The sequence below is a fragment of the Halosimplex pelagicum genome, from assembly GCF_013415905.1.
GTDB lineage: Archaea > Halobacteriota > Halobacteria > Halobacteriales > Haloarculaceae > Halosimplex > Halosimplex pelagicum.
Genome location: NZ_CP058909.1, coordinates 2,482,334 through 2,498,789, shown reverse-complemented (window position 1 = coordinate 2,498,789; position 16,456 = coordinate 2,482,334). Strand labels below are relative to the sequence as shown.

Below are 16,456 nucleotides of genomic sequence, written 5' to 3'. Positions count from 1 at the left end.
TAGTCTACAGGAATTGCTCTCTGATGATCGTCGTCAGGAGTTTCTTGATTGCTTCATCGTGATGGTGATTTACTGGCGGTGAGTCTGACTCCAGGTAACTCCTCAGGTCCTCGGGGCTTGTGATACCGAGTAGGATGAACTGGCGGCTTTTCGCTGGTCCGATCCCTTTCACGGACTCTAGTGTATCCTGCTGAGGCACCATTTCGCTAACGGGCGCTGTGAGGGCGTTCAAGGAGTTTATCGCTATCTCGAAGGCGCTGGTGCGTGGAACTCCGTCGACGACGATCTCTGCGTCCGTGTCCGGCTCACGATACCGAATCTGGTGTGGGCGCTTTGTGTGGGAGTAGTGAGCGACCACGTCGGTCTGTTCGACGTCGAGTTCGGCAGTTCCGAATGGTCGTTCCCACGTGGTCACCTCTAACGGCTCTTCGTGGCTTTCAGAGACGAGTTCCCACTCTCCGATAGCGTCGGGTAATTTCGGGGGTTCGTCGAATGCTTCGTTGCCGGGGAACTCTTCCATACGTTCTTTCGCAGTTCGCCACAGGCGGTGTGTGTCGTCGGGCGACTTCTCGATGAGGTTTCGAGTATTCAGTAGATGACTGAATTGGTCGTAGGTGCGTTTTGTTACCCGAATCTCGCCATCTCTCAGTTGCTTGGCGACGATCTGTTCGTAAGCTCCGACGATGTGGGTTGAACCCTTCTTCCAATACTCGAAGAGCGTTTCGCCCGGTTTTCGACTGTGTTTCCTCCAACCGCTCACTTCGTCTGGAAGCTGGCCGAATAGTTCCTCTTTCTGGTTGTCTGCTCCTGCTGCTGAGGCAGCCTTCTCCGTACTCATAGTCTCACCCAACCGGGACGGTAAAAATAGTTCATCTTGCTTGCGCTGATGGTCCGGTGAACAGATTCAAATACTCCTCCAACCTTTCTTTCAGGCATGGAACACAATCTCGTCGATGGGCGTTCTGCTCCCAGCTCGGGAGATTCTGTGCGAATTCGCGTCTTGCAGGATGAGGATGGCAATCTTGGAGTTGACCGTCCGTATCGGGATTTGCCCCTTGAATTGAGTGCTGGTGGCGAAATATCCTTTCCTGAAGAACCGGGTACGTACGAAGTTCGGGGCACGGTCAGCCGAGTGATGTTGGCGGATCGTGACGGTGCGGACTACTTGTTTCTCGACGATCACCACGTCGAAAAGGTGGCCGACAGGCTGGTCGAGCTGCCCCGAGAGGAAGATGCTCCCGAGTGGAAAGAAACCGATGCCTCGGATGCAGATGTCGACGTAGATGTTGATTCGGTTCTACCGGAGGATACGATCGTCGAGGATGCTGACTCGCGTTCGACAGTTGGGGAAGCCGAGTCGCTATCGGAGAGTTTGAACGAACTGCTCTTGGGAAAGAAGTAGTCTACTCGCTCCTGTCAACGCCGTCGTTGTTTTCGGACTGTTCCCTGCCCAGTTCTAACGCTGAAGGTGTATCGTCTCTCTCAGATTGCTTTCCCAATTCAAGCAACGACGGACCATCTGGTTCTGGTTCTGCGTCGGTAAAATCGCTCAGTACTGTCTTTGCGAACTCCTGTTTCTTTGGTGCTTCTTTCGGGTCTTTGTCGCGGAAGTCCTCGATTGAAGTTCCCTTGATGTCGTGGCAGGGTTCGCAGAGGGTCTGGAGGTTTCGGGGGTCGAATGGGTGACCTCCCTTGCTTATCGGCTTGATGTGGTCGACTTCTAAGAATACGTTATCAGGAAGGTCCTCGCCTGACTTGCGTTCACATCGCTGGCAGGTTCGATCGTCGCGATGGTCTCGAACGAATGTTCGTACCGACTCCCAAGTTAGTAGAGAGTGGATAGCTTCGGCCAGATTCTTGCAGTACCGGCTGCAGTAGAGCTTGAAAGGGTCTGTAACTGGGTTTCCGCATACCCGGCATCCTTCGTCGGTTGTGTCGCTGAAAATGGTGCTGATTGGAACGTACGTCTGTCGGTCGTCGCCGTACCTGTGGCTTCGTCCGTCTTCAATCATCGCTTGCTATTTCGTCTACTCGCGGATAGGATGATCCGATCCCACAGTCGCACCATGCGAAGCCTTGGTCAGCGTCTTTGCTGACGTAGGTCTCTGCACGAACTGTTTCTCCGCATTTGTTGCACTCCCCCTCGACAGTGATGAACTCTCCTGGTAGGTTTCGGTGTACGATATCCTGCATGTCTGTTACGTCGGTGAGTGGGATTCCCCCTTCTGTGAACTGACTTGCGTTCGCTTGCTCAAGGACGTAGTAGAACTGCTCCATCACCCACTCACCGACTGTCTTCGTATCGCGCTCTTCTTCGGGATAGAACTTGATGACGTGGTCCTTCTCGCTGAACGTGATAGTTCCTAAAGCCCCCAATTCGGGGTTCTCCCAATCGATTTTTCGGTTGATGTCTTCACGAGCTGCTTTCGTTCGCTGGGTGGGGATGGTGTCTACTCCGAAGGGGATCTCGATGGTGATGCCAACAGAGAAGGGATGTCGACCTCCGTCATCGAACGATGCCCTCACACGGAATTCGGACGTGATCGGGTAGATTGAGTTTTCGTCTTGGTGCTTAGTGTCGGTTGTTGGTTCGTGCGGGTCATCTTCGGGCGGTAGTTCATCGCCTGATAAAGTCGTTCCAGTCGTTTCTTGTTCAGTCGCGTTCATGGCTACCTCCGTTGTTGTCGGGATCGTGGGCGTGAACATCTACCCACATCCGGCCAGTTGGTGTTAGTAGCGGGCGCATCTGATGGTCCCCCTCTCGCTTGAGGTATCCCTGCTTTTCGAGTTTCTTCACGTTGTACTGTACCTTGCTTCGGAATGCGGGCTCCAGTTCCTTGTTGCTGAGGCAGCGGGCCAATTCGGTGATTGATGTTGGCGACTCGCCGCTGTAGAGGTATCTGAGGATAGTTTTTCCGACGTCGGTTGGTTGCCCGGAAGGAGCACTTCCAACTGGCTCTGGTTTTCCATCGTTTGAGACCGTGTAGATGTTGATATTCGGCCGGTGTTCTGGATACTCAATTTGGAGCGCGGTCGCCGCTTGGCTGAATGCTACGCCACAGCCATCAGCTGCGCCTGCGACGTTTACCCAGACTCTGCAGTTCTCATCCCGTTCCAAGTAGTCCTTCAGTTTGACGTACGCTGTCGAGTAGGCGTCTTTGACTGTTGCCAGACAGTCTTCGACGGTTGTTTCGTGCCCGAGCATCCCTCTGAGGATTTTGGTCAGTTCGTCGAGGTCCTCGTCGACATCTTCCTCTAACGGAAAGATCGCGATCTCATCTGTCTCGAGGTGTTCTCGTGCGATCGGTAAGATGACCTGTTCCTTGGGTACATCTACTGGGATGATGTGATAGTGCTTGGGTACCCCGATACATTGGTCTGTGGAGTGGGTGTCTGACATGGTTCGCTCACGCCTGGCTGTGGTCGTCAATTACATCGGCAATTTGCTGATACGATTCACTGACTGGGGCGAGGCCGTGAAGCCGCTGACCGTTGACGACTATTGATGGTACTTCATTGATCCCGGCTGCGAGGGCGTCGTCTTTGTCGTTCACGGTCTGCTCTTCGTAGGTCTTCCAGCTCCCGTGACTGATGACCGTACACGGCTGTGCGCCTACTTCGTTTGCGATGTCACCGACGGTTTGCCACGACAGGTCCTCTTGGTGTTCGTAAATCCTGTTGAGGTACCGTCTGTAGGCATCCTGCCCGTGTTCTGCGAAGAGATAGCGACCCACACTCGCTAACTGGTGAGCCCATTCTTCTTCCCCTGGTACCGGCAGATCATGGAATTCGAACCTTGCGGTTCCAGTATCTACTTTCGACTTGAGTAGTTCGCCGAGAACCTCAGTCGCGAAAATACTGGAAACCCGCTCGCTGTAGTCGTGGTAAACCTGTACGGTGACGGGGGCTGTCTTATCGCCTATAGCGGGTTGTGATGGGTTTGGAACGGACGCTGGTTCGTTAACCTCGCAGTCGTAGCTTGTATCGGCTAACTCACCCTCGATGCAACCTGCTATCGAGACAGTGCCGACAGTCGCAGCTGCGAGGAAACGCCTGCGGGTGACGTCCATCGTATTCATTGATGCACCCTGCTGGTTTTATTCTTTGCTCTGCACACCTTCATGTCCCCAGCGAGGGATACAAACAGGTCACTCAGACACCCCTCTATCGATGTGTAGAGGGAGACTATCTCAAGGGAGACGCATAATCGATATTCTTGAGTTCGTAATCCGTGAAGCGGTACATCCCTTCCCCGCTGGATTGCGTGATACCTCCTGTGAGTTTTGTGGCTACCGTGTACCGGAGATCATCAAAGAGCCATCTGATCTCTACGTCGAAATGCTGTGTGACCGATTCCACCTGTTTAGGTTCCTCTCCAGAGTGGGTCAACAGCCCCTTGGCGGCGAAATACGCTGATTCACCGCCTGGGATGTAGTAGTCGTGCTCCTCGTGTGAATCGATTGGGTGTAGTCGTTCGTTTGTCGGCTCTCTCGCTAGTAGGGATCGGGCGAAGCCGGTCGTCTGGTTGGAATCGTCTAGGGGGACTTCTTTCTCGATGTTCAGAACCACCAGCTCACCGATTCTCGTAGGGCCGTTTCCAGTGTTCGAGATCTCGAAGACTGGAGTTGCTTTTTGTGCGTAGTTTTCTGGGTCGTAGTTGAACTCGTTGCTATGGATCACGTCAGTTAACTCTAATTCCGGCTTGAATACCCAGTCGGCCAAATCTGTCTGTGATCCATCTTGCTTGTAGAGGACTATTTGAATCTCAGACTGATGATGGAGTCGCTGTTTTTTCGTCCCCAGCGTTTCTGGGTCGCCCAAACTGTAGGTCGCGGTTGGACTATCCCCAGAGATCGGTTTCTTCGTGGTACCTTCGTTTTCTACGTTGAACTCAACTCTGTCTGCGTATTCTGCGTCTGCGACGGTGACAGCAAGCTCGGTACCTTCATCAGATACGTTCTCGATGGTTGGGTCTGGCGTCGATTCGCTTGAACAACCAGCGAGTGCCGCACTGACGGCGATACCGGTGCCTGATAGGAACGCTCTCCGGTTCATCCGTTATCCAGGCTATTACACCGGCCAGTAAAGAGGCTTTCTCAGAAGTCCGTGAGACTCGTGGGCTTGGACTGTTCAGCGTCGGCGTTCACTTCCGACGTCGGTGCATCGGCGTCTGTGTCCACTTCGAGGGCGTATTCCTCGTCTGTCGTTATCGCTTCCCCAGAGAGGTCGTTGTCTTGGATGAACTCGCTGATGTTCGATGCTGTCACCTTGCCGATCGACGTGACTTGTTCCTTGAGGATACCCTCGAATTGGGCTTTCGTGTCCGTGTGGTCCTTGAACTCGACCAGGAGTGTCCAGACAGTACGATTCGGATCGATGTCCAACGTCTGTTTCGCCATCTGCTGGAGATACCCACGCAGATTGCGAATCCGGTCACGGCCCATCCCGTCGATCTCAGCGACCAGTGGCCCCGAATCCTCTTGGACGCCCTTCTCGACACGGAACACGAGATTCTCGTGCCACTCTGGGAGACGGCCGTTCGGAGCTGCCTCGACGATGTGGCTTGAGGCATCGACAGTATCGCTCAACGTTCGCGCGGTACCGGGGATGTACGTCGGGTCGATTTTCGTTTCTTGCTCGATCCGTTCCGTCGAGTAGTTTCGCATCCAGTACCAGCGAATCAGGCCTGCTGTAACGCCCTCTTCGTTGACGTTGTACCCGTAGTCACGCAGGACCGGCTCGAGCCGACCGTTCGCGTCTTTCGCCCCGAGCGTGATGTCGAAGTTGTTGACTACCTGATGCAGGTAGTCCAACTGATTGATGTCGTTGATGTCGGCGTTCTCGATCCAGTTGTAGAACGCCTTGATGTTCAGGAGGTCCGTGTCGATCCAGCTGTTGTAGTGGAAGTTGACGGCTCCACGCCCGAGGTGGGTCGTCTGGAATGCCGACCGGGTATCGTTCCCGTTGATGAACCCGTTGTCGATGAGCCATTCAGCCGTCTCATCCAGTCGCTCCGTGAGACGCTCCTCTTTCGACTTCGGTTCGCGACGACCCCATCCCGAACCGGTCGACATCTGGTGATAGTAGAGCGTCTGCTTGATGAAGTCCTGAATCTGCTCGGTGCTCCGCCAGCCGTTCGCGATGAGTTCCAGCACGAGCCAGCGGAACTCCCCCTCATCGTCGATGTGGTTCTGGATGTCCTCGAGTTCACGATGTGGGTCGAAGAACCGCTCTTTGGTTTCCTCGGGGTCGTCGGTCAGGGTGTAACAGTAACCTGTCGGATAATCGAAACGGGGCCGTGCCGCCCGTCCTGCCCACTGCACGTATTCGTGTACGCCTACGTATTCGCCGCGTCGTTTGATGTCTGCGACGACGACGGTCTGAACCGGACTGTCGAACCCGTAGGCGAGTGATGTCGTGGTGGTCAGCGCCTGGATCTCGCCTTCTTCGTAGAGGTCGAGAATGTACTTCTTGATGTTGCCCGGCAGGTCAGCGTGGATGTAGCCGACGCCCGAACGTAGCATCGAAAGGATCTCCCGGTGGGTGTTGGTGAGAACGCCGTTGACCTTGTCTGATAATTCCGACCTGAGATCCCGGTCTCTCGAAGGCCCGTCGAACAAGTCGGCATCTGCGAGAGCGCGTGCCCGCGACTCTGTCCACGATTTCGCGAAACAGAATACGAGGAACGGTCCTTTGTCGATGTTGTCCTGGACCGTATCGACGACCGCCTGCTTCGTCGAGCTGCTACTTGCGTTGATCGCGTGTTCCTTGATGGGGGTCTGTCGCTCTTCGGGACTGATGAGCGCCTCACCGCCCATCCACTCGGCGATCTCGTCGGGGTTGCCGATGGTCGCGGAGATACCGTAGAGTTCGATGTCTTCGTACCGAGAAGCGGCGATAGAGAGGCTGATGGCGCTGCCTCTGAAATCCGAGTAGAGCTCGTGGAAATCGTCCAGCACTATCAGGTCGATGGATCGGACGCCGTCGACGCCTCGGAGCATCGCTTGATAGAACGACTCGAACGTGCCAACCGCGACGTCGGCACTCCGGTACTTGCCTTGTCCAGTGAACACACTGTAGTCGGGGTCTGCCCAGTCCTCGATGGTTTCTTTCTTGTCCCAGACGAGCTGGCGACTTGGGACAAGATACGCGACACGGTTCCCCTGCTTGAGGTGCTTCAGGGTCTTTGCTTCGGCGGTGAGCGTCTTCCCGTTCCCGGTCTCCGCGACGAGTAAGTCGCTTCCCTCGTCGAGAATTCCGTTGTTGAACGCGAAGGCTTGCGTCTTTTTGAGCCGGTCGAATCCGTGGACGCTCATCAGTTCGGCGATGAGCGCCTGGTCCTCTGTAGGAACATCTAGGTCAGGTGGTCGAATCATCGTTTGATCGTTGATGGAACTGCTTCTCTCGATGCTACTCGTCTGTGCGTCAGTTGTTTTCGTGTCTGCCATATCTATCTTTGGTAGCCGCGAACTCTCGGCTATACTCCTCTCACTCCAATTCGGGAAACAAAAACTGGCCGCCTAACCCCTTCTACCCTCTATAGGCCGGTATTCTAAGTCGCGTATAGTGGTTGAGGGCACCGGGCAGGAAGGGGCACCCGGAACTTAGGCTGTTGAGGGCACCGGATAATAGGGCCGGTACGGGCACCGAGCTAACTGGCACTGATTGGGTTCTACGGACGCTTCAGTTGGACTCAACTGCTTGGAGAAGTTCGTTGTCCGGGTAGACAACTTCGTACCCCTCGATGGTGTCCTCTTTGTAGGTGCTGTCTCGCAACTGTTCGCCCATCTCCTTTCCGAGCTCGAAGGGGAAATCGACTTCCGTCTCTTCGCGAACGATAACCCAGTCGTTGTCGGCCTTCGGATTGAGCCAAAGAATCCTCACGGTCGTCCCTACCACCATCACGATGGCAGGTACCGCCTTTTGGTAGTTCTCTTTCGTGTGGATTCGGAAGATCGGCATGATGCCGTCGATCTCGTTTCCTTGGACGAGTTCGCTACAGTCAGCTATCGAAAGTGGGCGGTTCGGAAGTGCTGGGAATTCCTCGTGGTTCGTTCCGCAACTCGGGCACGGGTTCTCACCGACATGTTCTGGAATACACGGTATCATATGTTGTCTATGGCGGGCAACTCGTACTTGAATCCCTACGGTGGGATGTCGAACGTGTAATTGATTCCATCCTCAAGGTAGTAATAGTTGCGGGGGACTGACCGGGCGATAAACGGGGAATACCGCAGAGGATGATCTGTGGGGAATTCGCCCGCTAAATCCAGTGTATATGTTCGATACTCGGTTTCCACCCAATAGTGGATGTTGCTCTCGTCTCGGCAGTCGGCGATTGTGGTTGGTAGTTCTGAGCGGCTAACGCCGTCTGGTCCTACTGACTGGTCGGCAAACCCGCCGCAGATGATGACCGGTGAAAATCCGTGGTCTTCGAGGGTCTTCGCTAAGGTGTAAGCGTTGCGCGTACACCGCCCACCTAGTTCTTCTTGCAGGCCGAAGTCGGTTTCTCCTGTAACGTCTTTGAGCCGTCGGCATCTTGCGTCTTGGAGTGCCGCAGCCAGCCCTTTGACATTTGGTGAGGATAGTTCGGGTGCCATCGTGTAGTCAGTACTCCGGGAACCGCTTCAGATTATCGCTGATGTATGAACCTGGAATCTCCCACTTACGGGCATAGGACTCTACGGCCGAGAAGTCGGGGTCTGAACGTTCTGGCTGACTCGATGGTAGGGCATTGAGGTCCGGGTTCAGGAACAGTGATCGCAGTTCTTCGAGACCGTTGATTTCTGCCTCTCGTTCACACAGGATGTCTTCGACCGTCATCCCGTTGCTGATCTTCTTGACGCCGCGCTTTGGGCCGATCCCAGAAACGCCATCGTTGAAGTCGGTACCACAGAGGATCGCGATGTCGATGAGCTCCTCACGATCTATCCCGTGCTGTTCAAGAGTCTGCTCGAGTCGCATCGCTTCTGCTGGACCATCTCCCGAATACTGCCGTAGCGTGAGCGGAGCGCCGAAGAGAAGGCTGTCGTAGTCGTCGGTCAGAACTGCGTCGGCGGAGCCTTCTGCGACGAGTCTTGCAGCGTACGCTTCACCGGAGCCGCCAGCTTCGATGAAGGGGACTCCGAGCCGCTCCAGCATACCTCGCGTTGATTCGTGGACAGCTGGTGTGAGCGATTGGGCCTGTGATCTGTATCTTCGCATCTCTTCGAGATCGCCGCGCTCGGCGGCTTCCTTCATCTTCTTCTCTGCCTTCTTCTTCGCGTCTTTCCGACTCTGTATCGTCTCTTCTTTCCGTTCGTGAGGGTCACCGTCGAATACGAAAATTGGAGTGATGCTGTGCCGAAGTAATGGCGGCAGTCCCCTGAATAGCGCGAGGAGGTTGACGAGTTCGGTACCGTCTTCCATCTCGTAGATGTCTGGGTCGGCGTATCTGGTGAGGCCCGCCATGTAGCGGTGCAACCAGTGGTGGGCGTCGACGGCAACGGTCTGCCCCGCGTTCTCGGTTAGTTTCTGTTCTTCGAGGGCCGCGAGCTGTCGAAGTGCGCTATTTCCCATAGGTGATCTACCTATCCTGTGCCCCTAAACTCCAGGGCTCTTTCGGTTCACCTCGGAGGTCAAAAACGGATTATTCCTCTATGAACCAGCGTTAGTCGAAATCGGTTAACGCCCGGTTCCCGCCTTCTCCGGTGAAGATGTCGACTTCGTCTGGGTGGTAATTGAGTGTGAGTTTTTCCGTCATCTCACGGGTGCCGTCGATGTGGTTGACTTGGTGGGCTAAGTCCGTCTCGATCGTCGGATAACAACCGACAGTCAGCGGGACGGATGCCGATGAGAGCATCCAGTACGCATCGAAGTCGCCTGAGAGCCGCCCCATCCACTCGGCAAACCGGAGTGGGATGAACTCTTTTGCGTCGTACCGTTCGGTCCCCTTCTTGTATGGTGGGTCGAGGTAGAGGAAGGTATTCGGGTCATCAGCGTACTTCTTGATGATCTCGGCGTAGTCGCAGTTGTGGAGGATAACTCCATCGAGCCGGTCCGAGAAGTCCTCGAGCCGGTCTAAGGAGTTGAAGAACTGCCGCGAGCTGTTCTTCCGACCGGACGCGACCGCACGGAACCCGGTCTGGTCTGCGCCGAAGGACGCACGCTGGAGGAAATAGAGGATCGCGGCGTGTTTTACGTCGTCATCGGGCCTCCACTGCTTGTCCCACTCTTTCTTCCACTCACGATACTGCTGTTCATGGTACGGGATGAGACGGAGGTACTCTTCCAACTCCTCCCGCTTGTCTCTGAGAACGCGGTAGAACGTGATGATGTCCTCGTTCACATCGTTCAAGACTTCGTTTCGGCTCGGCGATTTGTTGAACAGGATACCCCCTGCGCCTCCGAACGGTGCGACCCACGTCTCGTGGTCTCTCGTGTTCGCCAGAATCCATTCGGCGAGGCGAGTTTTATTTCCGGGGTAGGGAAAGGGGGTCGTGCTGATGTTCGATGCTGGCTCGTATGCGTGCTCTTGTGCAGGTGTCTCGATTTCAGTAGACATTTTGAATCCTCCAGGCCCGGTTAGAACTACTACTCTACCCAATCCGGGTTGTAAAAACCACCCCCCATTTCGAGTGTTATGACTGGTGAGTTGTCCGCTGAAGGTCTCGAACGTAGACATGGCCGGCGCACTCGCACTCTTCCCCACAGTCGGGGCAGAAGGTGCGGTTGTCGTTCTCAGCGTAGAAGGATTCATACTCGGCGATGCAGTCGAAGCCGTGGTGCTTGAACAGACCTGTTGAGTCGGGCTTCCCATCGCGTTGCCACGAGATGCCGGCGAGCGTCTTGATGTCGGAGGTGTTTGCCCATTCAATGAGCTCCTGGAGTAGTTGTGTCGCGATTCCGTTTCCCCACCACGCTTTGTCGACGGCGACTAACTGTATCCATCCAAGCCCCGTAGCAGCGCCGTTGAACCCTTCTACCGGGCAGTCCAAGCAACCTCGAACCTCGTAAGGGAGGAGTTCCGGCACGTCTAACAGCCGGTGCATCGCTCCGGGGATCTTCAGGTGAAGGGCGGCCATCCCAACTAGGATACCGTTCGCTTCTGCAACGACGGCGTGCCCGTGGGGTTGGTTCGCCTGTGTAGTGCTCCGGTAGATGTAGTGATGTGAATCATCACGATCGCCGCCGAAGTAGTGACGTCCAAGGAACCGTGCGGTGTGGAGGTCGTCGCTATCTGCAGGCCGGACTGACCACTGAGGGCCACTACCAGCTTCGCCGGGGTCTTTTGTCGAGTGTTCTTCAGATTTCGCCATCGGAATGCCTCCTCTGCTGTCTTACTCGCCGACCCCTGCGGCCCCCTGCTGGAACTCTTCGATGAAGAATTCTGTTTTTCCTCCGCCGGCACGACCTCGGATTTCGATGAGGGCGCTCACGGTAAACTCCTTTCCGTCTTTTCCGATTTCGGCTTCCAACATGAAGAACTGGCCTTTCTCCTCACGAAGTCGTTGAGTCTCTTTCTCTCTGCTCTTTTCGTTGAGGTCGTCGAGAGGCGTATCGAATTCGACTATCGTTTCCGTGTAGTTGGGTGCGACCCACTCGTCTGTGAGGTTTGAATCGATGATCTGAGAGGGGCTAACCTCCGTTCGGCGGGTTACGTTCACGTCATCGAAGCCGTCCGGGATGTTATTGAGGCGTTGTACGCACTTTTCGATCACTTCCTCTCCCTCGAAGCTGTCTGTATGGTAGTAAAATCCGGTCATGGATTACGCTCCTCCCGCCGCATCTTTCACTCGTTCAGTAACGGTGTCGATGTTCATCAACTGGTCTCTGAGATCGTACTGTTTGATACTGTAGTGGATCTCCTGTGCTATTCGGGGGTCGCTGAGAATGTCGATGTCGGTGTTTCGGATGATTCTGAGACACGCAATAGCGGCGTCTTTCTGGATGTGGTTGTTTTGATGCCGCAGACTGTGTTTCACGAGCGGGAGGAGTGTGTTGTCGTGGTATCGGTCTGGATCTGCACTTAACAGGTAGCCCATTGCCCGGACAGCAAACTGCTGGTGGATCACCTCATCCCGGCTGTGCATCGTCTTTAGGGCAGAGACGTAGTCTACCTCATCGATTACGCTGGGAGCGTTTGCAGCGACTAATGCGACGGTTCGCATGGCTTCTGCTTCTTGGTATGGTCGTGTTCCTTCGGTTTGTTCCAGTAGTTTGGGGACGTGGGGCTTGATTGGCTTGTAGTGTTGTTCGGCGACCGTCGCAAGAGTCTCTATTGCACTTGTGACGATAGCGTCCTCGTCACTGTCTAAGCCCGTAGCGATCGTATCTGTATGTTCGAGAAATGGATCGGGGTACTCTTTCACAGCGCGGCTCACGGCTGGTAGCACCCACTGAACCGTATATTGGTCATCTCGCTCCAGCAATCTCGCGAGTGTATGCGAACTGGCCAGCAATTGGCGTTTCCCGTCTCCACCGACGACCGGGGCCGCCCGTCTGAGTGCTCGCACAAGTGGTTGACGCACATCGGGATCATCGCTATTCACGTTCTGGAGGATGACTTGGAAGACATCCGGCGTCTCGCCAACGGAAGTGTTAGCCAGAACGCCGGTCGCGATAGCGTCTGCAGCAATCGCCTGTTCGTCCTCGTCTCCTTGGATGAGTGCCTGTTCAAGTGTGCCGATCTCTGAAATAACGATGTCTGGATTGTCCTCCGCTTGTTCTCGGATGGAGGCGGGGTCCGATTTCCAGATACCTTTGACTGTCTCGAAGAGGCTCATAGCAGTAGTCGATGGGTGGCACATTCTTATGTTTGAGGGTATTTGGGGTGGGGTCAGAGGAAAGTGAAGCCGAATGCCAGCGCGGTGTACCAGTTCGCGAAGATGGTAGCGTTGTAAGTACCGTGCATCACAGCAGGGATGAGGAGGTTCCCGCTGAGGGCATAGGCTCCGCCGAGAATAACTGAGAACACGAAAACCGACCCGAGACTAACGAGGATTGCGCCGAGAGAACCTGTTGCGTACGTCGGAAAGTGGACGATCGCGAAAATGATGCTGGCGATGAGGATTGCTGTTTTCTTTGTGAAATCGTCGTAGAGGCGTTTCTGAACGAGGTTGCGGAAAATGAACTCTTCTGATGGTCCAATCACGAGAAACGACATGGGGATCATCAGCAAGATGAACTGTGGGTCTATGTTCCCGTCTGAGACCGTCTGTTGCATCGAGTGTTCAGACGACTCAACCCCCTCGAAAAAAGATGTCCCAGCTCCGATGGCGAAGAACGCTATGAGGAGAGCGAGTGTCCCTCCGATAATGATTGCGAACTGCCGTTTGTTTGGGATGTGGATATCGATATAGTCGATGCCTTTGCCGGAGACTCGGAAGTAGACGAGTCCGATCGTGATTGCGCCGAGGACAAGTGCGATGTAGTTCATCATGAGTTGGCTACTGGCTGTGGGGGTCAGTCCTGGGAGTCGTGTGACCTCTCGGAATGGGATTGTCCAGAAGATCGATGCTGAGTATCCGGTTGTTCCGAGGGCGAACGCCACTCCAATGGTCTTGAGCTTCGACTTGATCGTTGACTCCGAAGCATCTTGCTCATCCTCGTGTGCTTCGTCAGGGGGGCTGACTGTCGGCGGTTCATCGGGTGGTTTCTCTGATTCTGTTTCGTCCGGTTGTTTATCATCGCTAGCTGTCATCAGTAGCTTGCCCATTTAGGTGAATGTCGAGACTGCTTACTGGCGCGTTCTATCTCTTCGCTCTAACCGTCCATTTGAAGCGATAAAGAGGTTATGTCTATCCCATCGTTGACTGGTTCAGTCGCAGAAACTGGATAGAGTCCCTTGGTCTTCGTCAGTCAGTTTGTTGGGGTCGTCGACGTCGACGCCGATACGGGACTGTGCGGTCGCGATGTAGTCATCGTTCAGTTCGATGCCGACCCAGCGCCGACGAAGGCGCTTCGCCGCGACTGCTGTGGTTCCTGAACCGAGGAATGGGTCCAGTACGATGCCGGGTTTTGCGTCGGATTCGTCAACTTCACAGTCACACGAGGGAGAGAAGCCGGTCGACCGCTTCTGCGGGCTCGTGAACTCCCGCGCGTAACTCCCCAGTACGTCTTCGGCTTCTGCGGCAAGCTTTTCGACCCCGTCTCGGTTTTTCCCGGTTCCATCCTGTGTACGTTTCGCCTGTCCAGTATGCCCTAAGCCGATAGAACGGATCGCTTCCAGGTGTTCGTCGGTCAGGTCGTGTCGCTCGGCCAGTTCGAGTGCCCGCTTCGCTTGGGGGCGGTCCTCGTCGAGGTCGCGGATGTCGAGGACCTCGAAGACTTCTTCATAGGGTGAACCACACTCGGGACAGACCTTCTCGGGAATCGTCGTCTGGATGAGCTGCTTCGGCAGTTCGACTGGGTAGACGGCGTCATGGTCGACGCCTGATCCTCCGACGGCGATCTCGAACACGTCCCCTGGGTCTTCGGCGGCCTGTCTGTTGAAGTAGTGTTTTCCGCCCTCGTGAGCGATAATGAGGATGTGTTCGTGGGTGTGGTTGTATCTGTTCTCTACAGCCTCCGGCTTCCCGTTCGGCTTCGCCCACGGGCTGTGGTGGACGATTTCGTAGCCTTGCTTGACGATCTCCCGATGGAGACGTTGTGGAATCCCTGAAAGCGATCCACCCTCGTAGACGTCGTCGACGACAACCACACCGAGCCCATCGTGGCGTGTCACTCGCATCAGTTGGTTCACAACCGCGAGGAGGGATTCGAGGTACTCTTCGATGCTGTCCTCCAATCCCAGTTGGTCGCTCTCGCTGTAGTCTCGGAGCTGGTAGTACGGCGGTGAGGTGATCCATCCGTGAACGGTGTTCGATGGGATCGTTGGCAGGATCTCGGTAGCGTCTCCTTCTGTGATGGAGTTCGTGAACTCGTTGATCGGTTGCGTGTCGCCGGCGACGGCACGGTCAGGGGTGAGGCCCTTCGACGGCGGATGTTCGTGCGGATAGTTCTTCTTCACCCCCTCGCTTGGCTCCTCGCCTTTTCCGTAATGTGGACGTGGAGGGTGAGTGACGTCGGCAGGAATATTCGGAGAGGCGCTGATGAGTGAAGCCGCGTTCTTGTGGAGGATGTATTCCCCGGTTGGGTGATCGAGTTTGTCCCCTGGCTTGTTGATGAACCCCCCTCCAGTAAAGAGTCGGTAGGACTCGGCGTTGCTGGAGTACGTCAAAATCCGGTCGGAATCTTCCAGTGAACGAAAGTCGCTGTACTGGGCAGGTTCTGGAAGAATCGCGATGACGATAAGGTACTCTTCGAATCTTCCACCACAGTACTCGAGGATGTCCCCCGGCTCGATGGTCTCGTCGCTGTATCCGACTCTTGCTTCCATATCTTCCCGATGACGCTCTAACACGGGGACCGGCCAGAGGTAGTTTTCTGCCGTTTCCCGGTTTCCCGTTGTGAGGTACTCTTCGGAAAAGAGGTGGCTGTCTTCTCGGAGTCGGTACTGGATGCTGTCGGATGTGGAGTTTGCAGAACTCATGATGTACTACTCGGGTACTGTTTGCTTTCCAATTCGCCGGGAGAGTTGGAAAACTCTAATTCAGGAGGATGATGGCGTACGCTGCCATCCCCACGTAGAGGGCGAGGCTGACCAACAGCGAACGGCCCGTCGAAAGCTCGTTGTTGATACCGATGAATAGGATTGAACACGATACCAGAAGCCCGACCAGGATTGCGATCTCCAGCAGGCCGATGCCTCCGATGAACGCTAGCGTGGTCGGAGCTGCTAGTCCAAGGGCTACCATGACTCTACTGGATATGTACGCCCCTGTCTCATAACGGTTAGGGTTAAACGGGGACCCGAACCCACGTTTGAAGTGTTGGTGTTCACTTGCTCGCCGTAGGCGAGTCTAATTACACATCGCAGACGGGGGGTGTCCCACCCTTACCAAGCCGTTGGGACGAGTCTGTCCGAACAACTTGGTAAGGTCTACGTCTGCGGCTCCGGCCCCTTGACGTGCAGCGTGAAACTGTCGATGGAGTCCACTTCCGAGGACCGCGTCGTTACCGTGAACGAGTGATCTTCGTCGGGGCCGGGCCGTTCGAGCGTCGTATCCGGCTGACCGACGACATCCTCACCCTGGCGGAACTCGGCCTGGATCTCGACGACCTGCCGAATCTGCTCGCTGACTATCAGCGTTCCACGGACTTCGAGGACGTCCCCTCGCACGAACGCTCCGAGATCCTGAACCTCTGCAGGCGGTTTCGACTCGTACGTGATCCGTTCGCCCTCGGGGAAGTTGTATTCGATCTCTTGGTCGAGGTCAGTCGTGCTCCATTCGTTGGACTCGGTTTCGCCGCCGTTGCCGTCGCCTCCGTCACCGCCGCTGTCACCGGAGCAGCCGGCGAGTGCAACTGTAGCTGTTCCACCGATAGCCGTGAGTAGGGTGCGTCGAGTTACCTTCATCGTTCGTATTGAATACTT

Annotated in this window: 19 protein-coding genes; 1 reads left to right on the top strand and 18 read right to left on the bottom strand. The window is 55.3% G+C overall.

What is annotated here, in order from left to right:
- Positions 1-4: 4 nt before the first annotated feature.
- Positions 5-838: a JAB domain-containing protein gene (locus tag HZS54_RS12430; protein ID WP_179917555.1), complete on the bottom strand. Its 834-nt coding sequence runs from the start codon at positions 836-838 to the stop codon at positions 5-7.
- A 96-nt stretch (positions 839-934) separates the two neighbouring features.
- Here HZS54_RS12430 and HZS54_RS26300 point away from each other — a divergent pair, with 96 nt between their 5' ends.
- Positions 935-1,402: a hypothetical protein gene (locus HZS54_RS26300; RefSeq protein ID WP_179922841.1), complete on the top strand. Its 468-nt coding sequence runs from the start codon at positions 935-937 to the stop codon at positions 1,400-1,402.
- Between the two features lies 1 nt (position 1,403).
- On the opposite strand, the gene HZS54_RS12420 is transcribed toward HZS54_RS26300, so the two are convergent.
- The 17 genes from HZS54_RS12420 to HZS54_RS12340 all read right to left on the bottom strand — a co-directional run bounded on the left by HZS54_RS12420 (position 1,404) and on the right by HZS54_RS12340 (position 16,438).
- A complete protein-coding gene (locus tag HZS54_RS12420) occupies positions 1,404-2,012 on the bottom strand; it encodes an HNH endonuclease (protein ID WP_179922840.1) in 609 nt (202 codons plus the stop codon).
- Positions 2,005-2,667 carry a hypothetical protein gene (locus tag HZS54_RS12415; protein WP_179922839.1) on the bottom strand — a complete coding sequence of 221 codons (663 nt, stop codon included), beginning with the start codon at positions 2,665-2,667 and terminating at the stop codon, positions 2,005-2,007. The genes HZS54_RS12420 and HZS54_RS12415 overlap by 8 nt, the downstream gene beginning before the upstream one ends.
- Complete coding sequence (locus tag HZS54_RS12410) at positions 2,654-3,400, bottom strand: MarR family transcriptional regulator (RefSeq protein WP_179922838.1); 747 nt, start codon at positions 3,398-3,400, stop codon at positions 2,654-2,656. The genes HZS54_RS12415 and HZS54_RS12410 overlap by 14 nt, the downstream gene beginning before the upstream one ends.
- Before the next feature lie 7 nt (positions 3,401-3,407).
- On the bottom strand, positions 3,408-4,070 hold the full coding sequence (locus tag HZS54_RS12405; protein ID WP_179922837.1) for a DsbA family protein: 663 nt from the start codon (positions 4,068-4,070) through the stop codon (positions 3,408-3,410).
- 115 nt (positions 4,071-4,185) lie between these two features.
- A complete protein-coding gene (locus HZS54_RS12400) occupies positions 4,186-5,055 on the bottom strand; it encodes a hypothetical protein (RefSeq protein WP_179922836.1) in 870 nt (289 codons plus the stop codon).
- Positions 5,056-5,096: 41 nt separating this feature from the next.
- Positions 5,097-7,448 carry a DEAD/DEAH box helicase gene (locus tag HZS54_RS12395; protein ID WP_179922835.1) on the bottom strand — a complete coding sequence of 784 codons (2,352 nt, stop codon included), beginning with the start codon at positions 7,446-7,448 and terminating at the stop codon, positions 5,097-5,099.
- A gap of 235 nt (positions 7,449-7,683) precedes the next feature.
- A complete protein-coding gene (locus HZS54_RS12390) occupies positions 7,684-8,109 on the bottom strand; it encodes a DUF7964 domain-containing protein (RefSeq protein ID WP_179922834.1) in 426 nt (141 codons plus the stop codon).
- A 35-nt stretch (positions 8,110-8,144) separates the two neighbouring features.
- Positions 8,145-8,600: a hypothetical protein gene (locus tag HZS54_RS12385; protein ID WP_179922833.1), complete on the bottom strand. Its 456-nt coding sequence runs from the start codon at positions 8,598-8,600 to the stop codon at positions 8,145-8,147.
- Between the two features lie 7 nt (positions 8,601-8,607).
- Positions 8,608-9,558 (bottom strand): PIN domain-containing protein, encoded by a 951-nt coding sequence (locus HZS54_RS12380; RefSeq protein WP_179922832.1) that lies wholly within the window; start codon positions 9,556-9,558, stop codon positions 8,608-8,610.
- Positions 9,559-9,649: 91 nt separating this feature from the next.
- Positions 9,650-10,543: a DNA adenine methylase gene (locus HZS54_RS12375; RefSeq protein WP_179922831.1), complete on the bottom strand. Its 894-nt coding sequence runs from the start codon at positions 10,541-10,543 to the stop codon at positions 9,650-9,652.
- A gap of 76 nt (positions 10,544-10,619) precedes the next feature.
- The gene (locus tag HZS54_RS12370; protein WP_179922830.1) at positions 10,620-11,297 is read right to left on the bottom strand and encodes a GNAT family N-acetyltransferase; all 678 of its coding nucleotides are present in this window, start codon (positions 11,295-11,297) and stop codon (positions 10,620-10,622) included.
- Between the two features lie 21 nt (positions 11,298-11,318).
- Positions 11,319-11,744 carry a hypothetical protein gene (locus HZS54_RS12365; protein WP_179922829.1) on the bottom strand — a complete coding sequence of 142 codons (426 nt, stop codon included), beginning with the start codon at positions 11,742-11,744 and terminating at the stop codon, positions 11,319-11,321.
- Positions 11,745-11,747: 3 nt separating this feature from the next.
- Positions 11,748-12,764 carry a hypothetical protein gene (locus HZS54_RS12360; protein WP_179922828.1) on the bottom strand — a complete coding sequence of 339 codons (1,017 nt, stop codon included), beginning with the start codon at positions 12,762-12,764 and terminating at the stop codon, positions 11,748-11,750.
- 53 nt (positions 12,765-12,817) lie between these two features.
- Entirely contained in the window at positions 12,818-13,696 is an 879-nt protein-coding gene (locus HZS54_RS12355; RefSeq protein WP_179922827.1) for a CPBP family intramembrane glutamic endopeptidase, read from the bottom strand.
- 102 nt (positions 13,697-13,798) lie between these two features.
- Complete coding sequence (locus HZS54_RS12350) at positions 13,799-15,511, bottom strand: DNA-methyltransferase (RefSeq protein ID WP_179922826.1); 1,713 nt, start codon at positions 15,509-15,511, stop codon at positions 13,799-13,801.
- Positions 15,512-15,566: 55 nt separating this feature from the next.
- On the bottom strand, positions 15,567-15,776 hold the full coding sequence (locus tag HZS54_RS12345; RefSeq protein WP_179922825.1) for a hypothetical protein: 210 nt from the start codon (positions 15,774-15,776) through the stop codon (positions 15,567-15,569).
- 185 nt (positions 15,777-15,961) lie between these two features.
- The gene (locus HZS54_RS12340) at positions 15,962-16,438 is read right to left on the bottom strand and encodes a hypothetical protein (RefSeq protein ID WP_179922824.1); all 477 of its coding nucleotides are present in this window, start codon (positions 16,436-16,438) and stop codon (positions 15,962-15,964) included.
- Positions 16,439-16,456 lie beyond the last annotated feature (18 nt).

Coding starts and splice junctions, on each gene's coding strand:
- HZS54_RS12430 (WP_179917555.1), bottom strand. CDS start 838: ATGAGTACGGAGAAGGCTGCCTCAGCAGCAGGAGCAGACAACCAGAAA.
- HZS54_RS12365 (WP_179922829.1), bottom strand. CDS start 11,744: ATGACCGGATTTTACTACCATACAGACAGCTTCGAGGGAGAGGAAGTG.
- HZS54_RS12340 (WP_179922824.1), bottom strand. CDS start 16,438: ATGAAGGTAACTCGACGCACCCTACTCACGGCTATCGGTGGAACAGCT.
- HZS54_RS12390 (WP_179922834.1), bottom strand. CDS start 8,109: ATGATACCGTGTATTCCAGAACATGTCGGTGAGAACCCGTGCCCGAGT.
- HZS54_RS12360 (WP_179922828.1), bottom strand. CDS start 12,764: ATGAGCCTCTTCGAGACAGTCAAAGGTATCTGGAAATCGGACCCCGCC.
- HZS54_RS12380 (WP_179922832.1), bottom strand. CDS start 9,558: ATGGGAAATAGCGCACTTCGACAGCTCGCGGCCCTCGAAGAACAGAAA.
- HZS54_RS12400 (WP_179922836.1), bottom strand. CDS start 5,055: ATGAACCGGAGAGCGTTCCTATCAGGCACCGGTATCGCCGTCAGTGCG.
- HZS54_RS12375 (WP_179922831.1), bottom strand. CDS start 10,543: ATGTCTACTGAAATCGAGACACCTGCACAAGAGCACGCATACGAGCCA.
- HZS54_RS12355 (WP_179922827.1), bottom strand. CDS start 13,696: ATGGGCAAGCTACTGATGACAGCTAGCGATGATAAACAACCGGACGAA.
- HZS54_RS12385 (WP_179922833.1), bottom strand. CDS start 8,600: ATGGCACCCGAACTATCCTCACCAAATGTCAAAGGGCTGGCTGCGGCA.
- HZS54_RS12350 (WP_179922826.1), bottom strand. CDS start 15,511: ATGAGTTCTGCAAACTCCACATCCGACAGCATCCAGTACCGACTCCGA.
- HZS54_RS12370 (WP_179922830.1), bottom strand. CDS start 11,297: ATGGCGAAATCTGAAGAACACTCGACAAAAGACCCCGGCGAAGCTGGT.
- HZS54_RS12405 (WP_179922837.1), bottom strand. CDS start 4,070: ATGGACGTCACCCGCAGGCGTTTCCTCGCAGCTGCGACTGTCGGCACT.
- HZS54_RS12410 (WP_179922838.1), bottom strand. CDS start 3,400: ATGTCAGACACCCACTCCACAGACCAATGTATCGGGGTACCCAAGCAC.
- HZS54_RS12395 (WP_179922835.1), bottom strand. CDS start 7,448: ATGGCAGACACGAAAACAACTGACGCACAGACGAGTAGCATCGAGAGA.
- HZS54_RS12415 (WP_179922839.1), bottom strand. CDS start 2,667: ATGAACGCGACTGAACAAGAAACGACTGGAACGACTTTATCAGGCGAT.
- HZS54_RS12420 (WP_179922840.1), bottom strand. CDS start 2,012: ATGATTGAAGACGGACGAAGCCACAGGTACGGCGACGACCGACAGACG.
- HZS54_RS26300 (WP_179922841.1), top strand. CDS start 935: ATGGAACACAATCTCGTCGATGGGCGTTCTGCTCCCAGCTCGGGAGAT.
- HZS54_RS12345 (WP_179922825.1), bottom strand. CDS start 15,776: ATGGTAGCCCTTGGACTAGCAGCTCCGACCACGCTAGCGTTCATCGGA.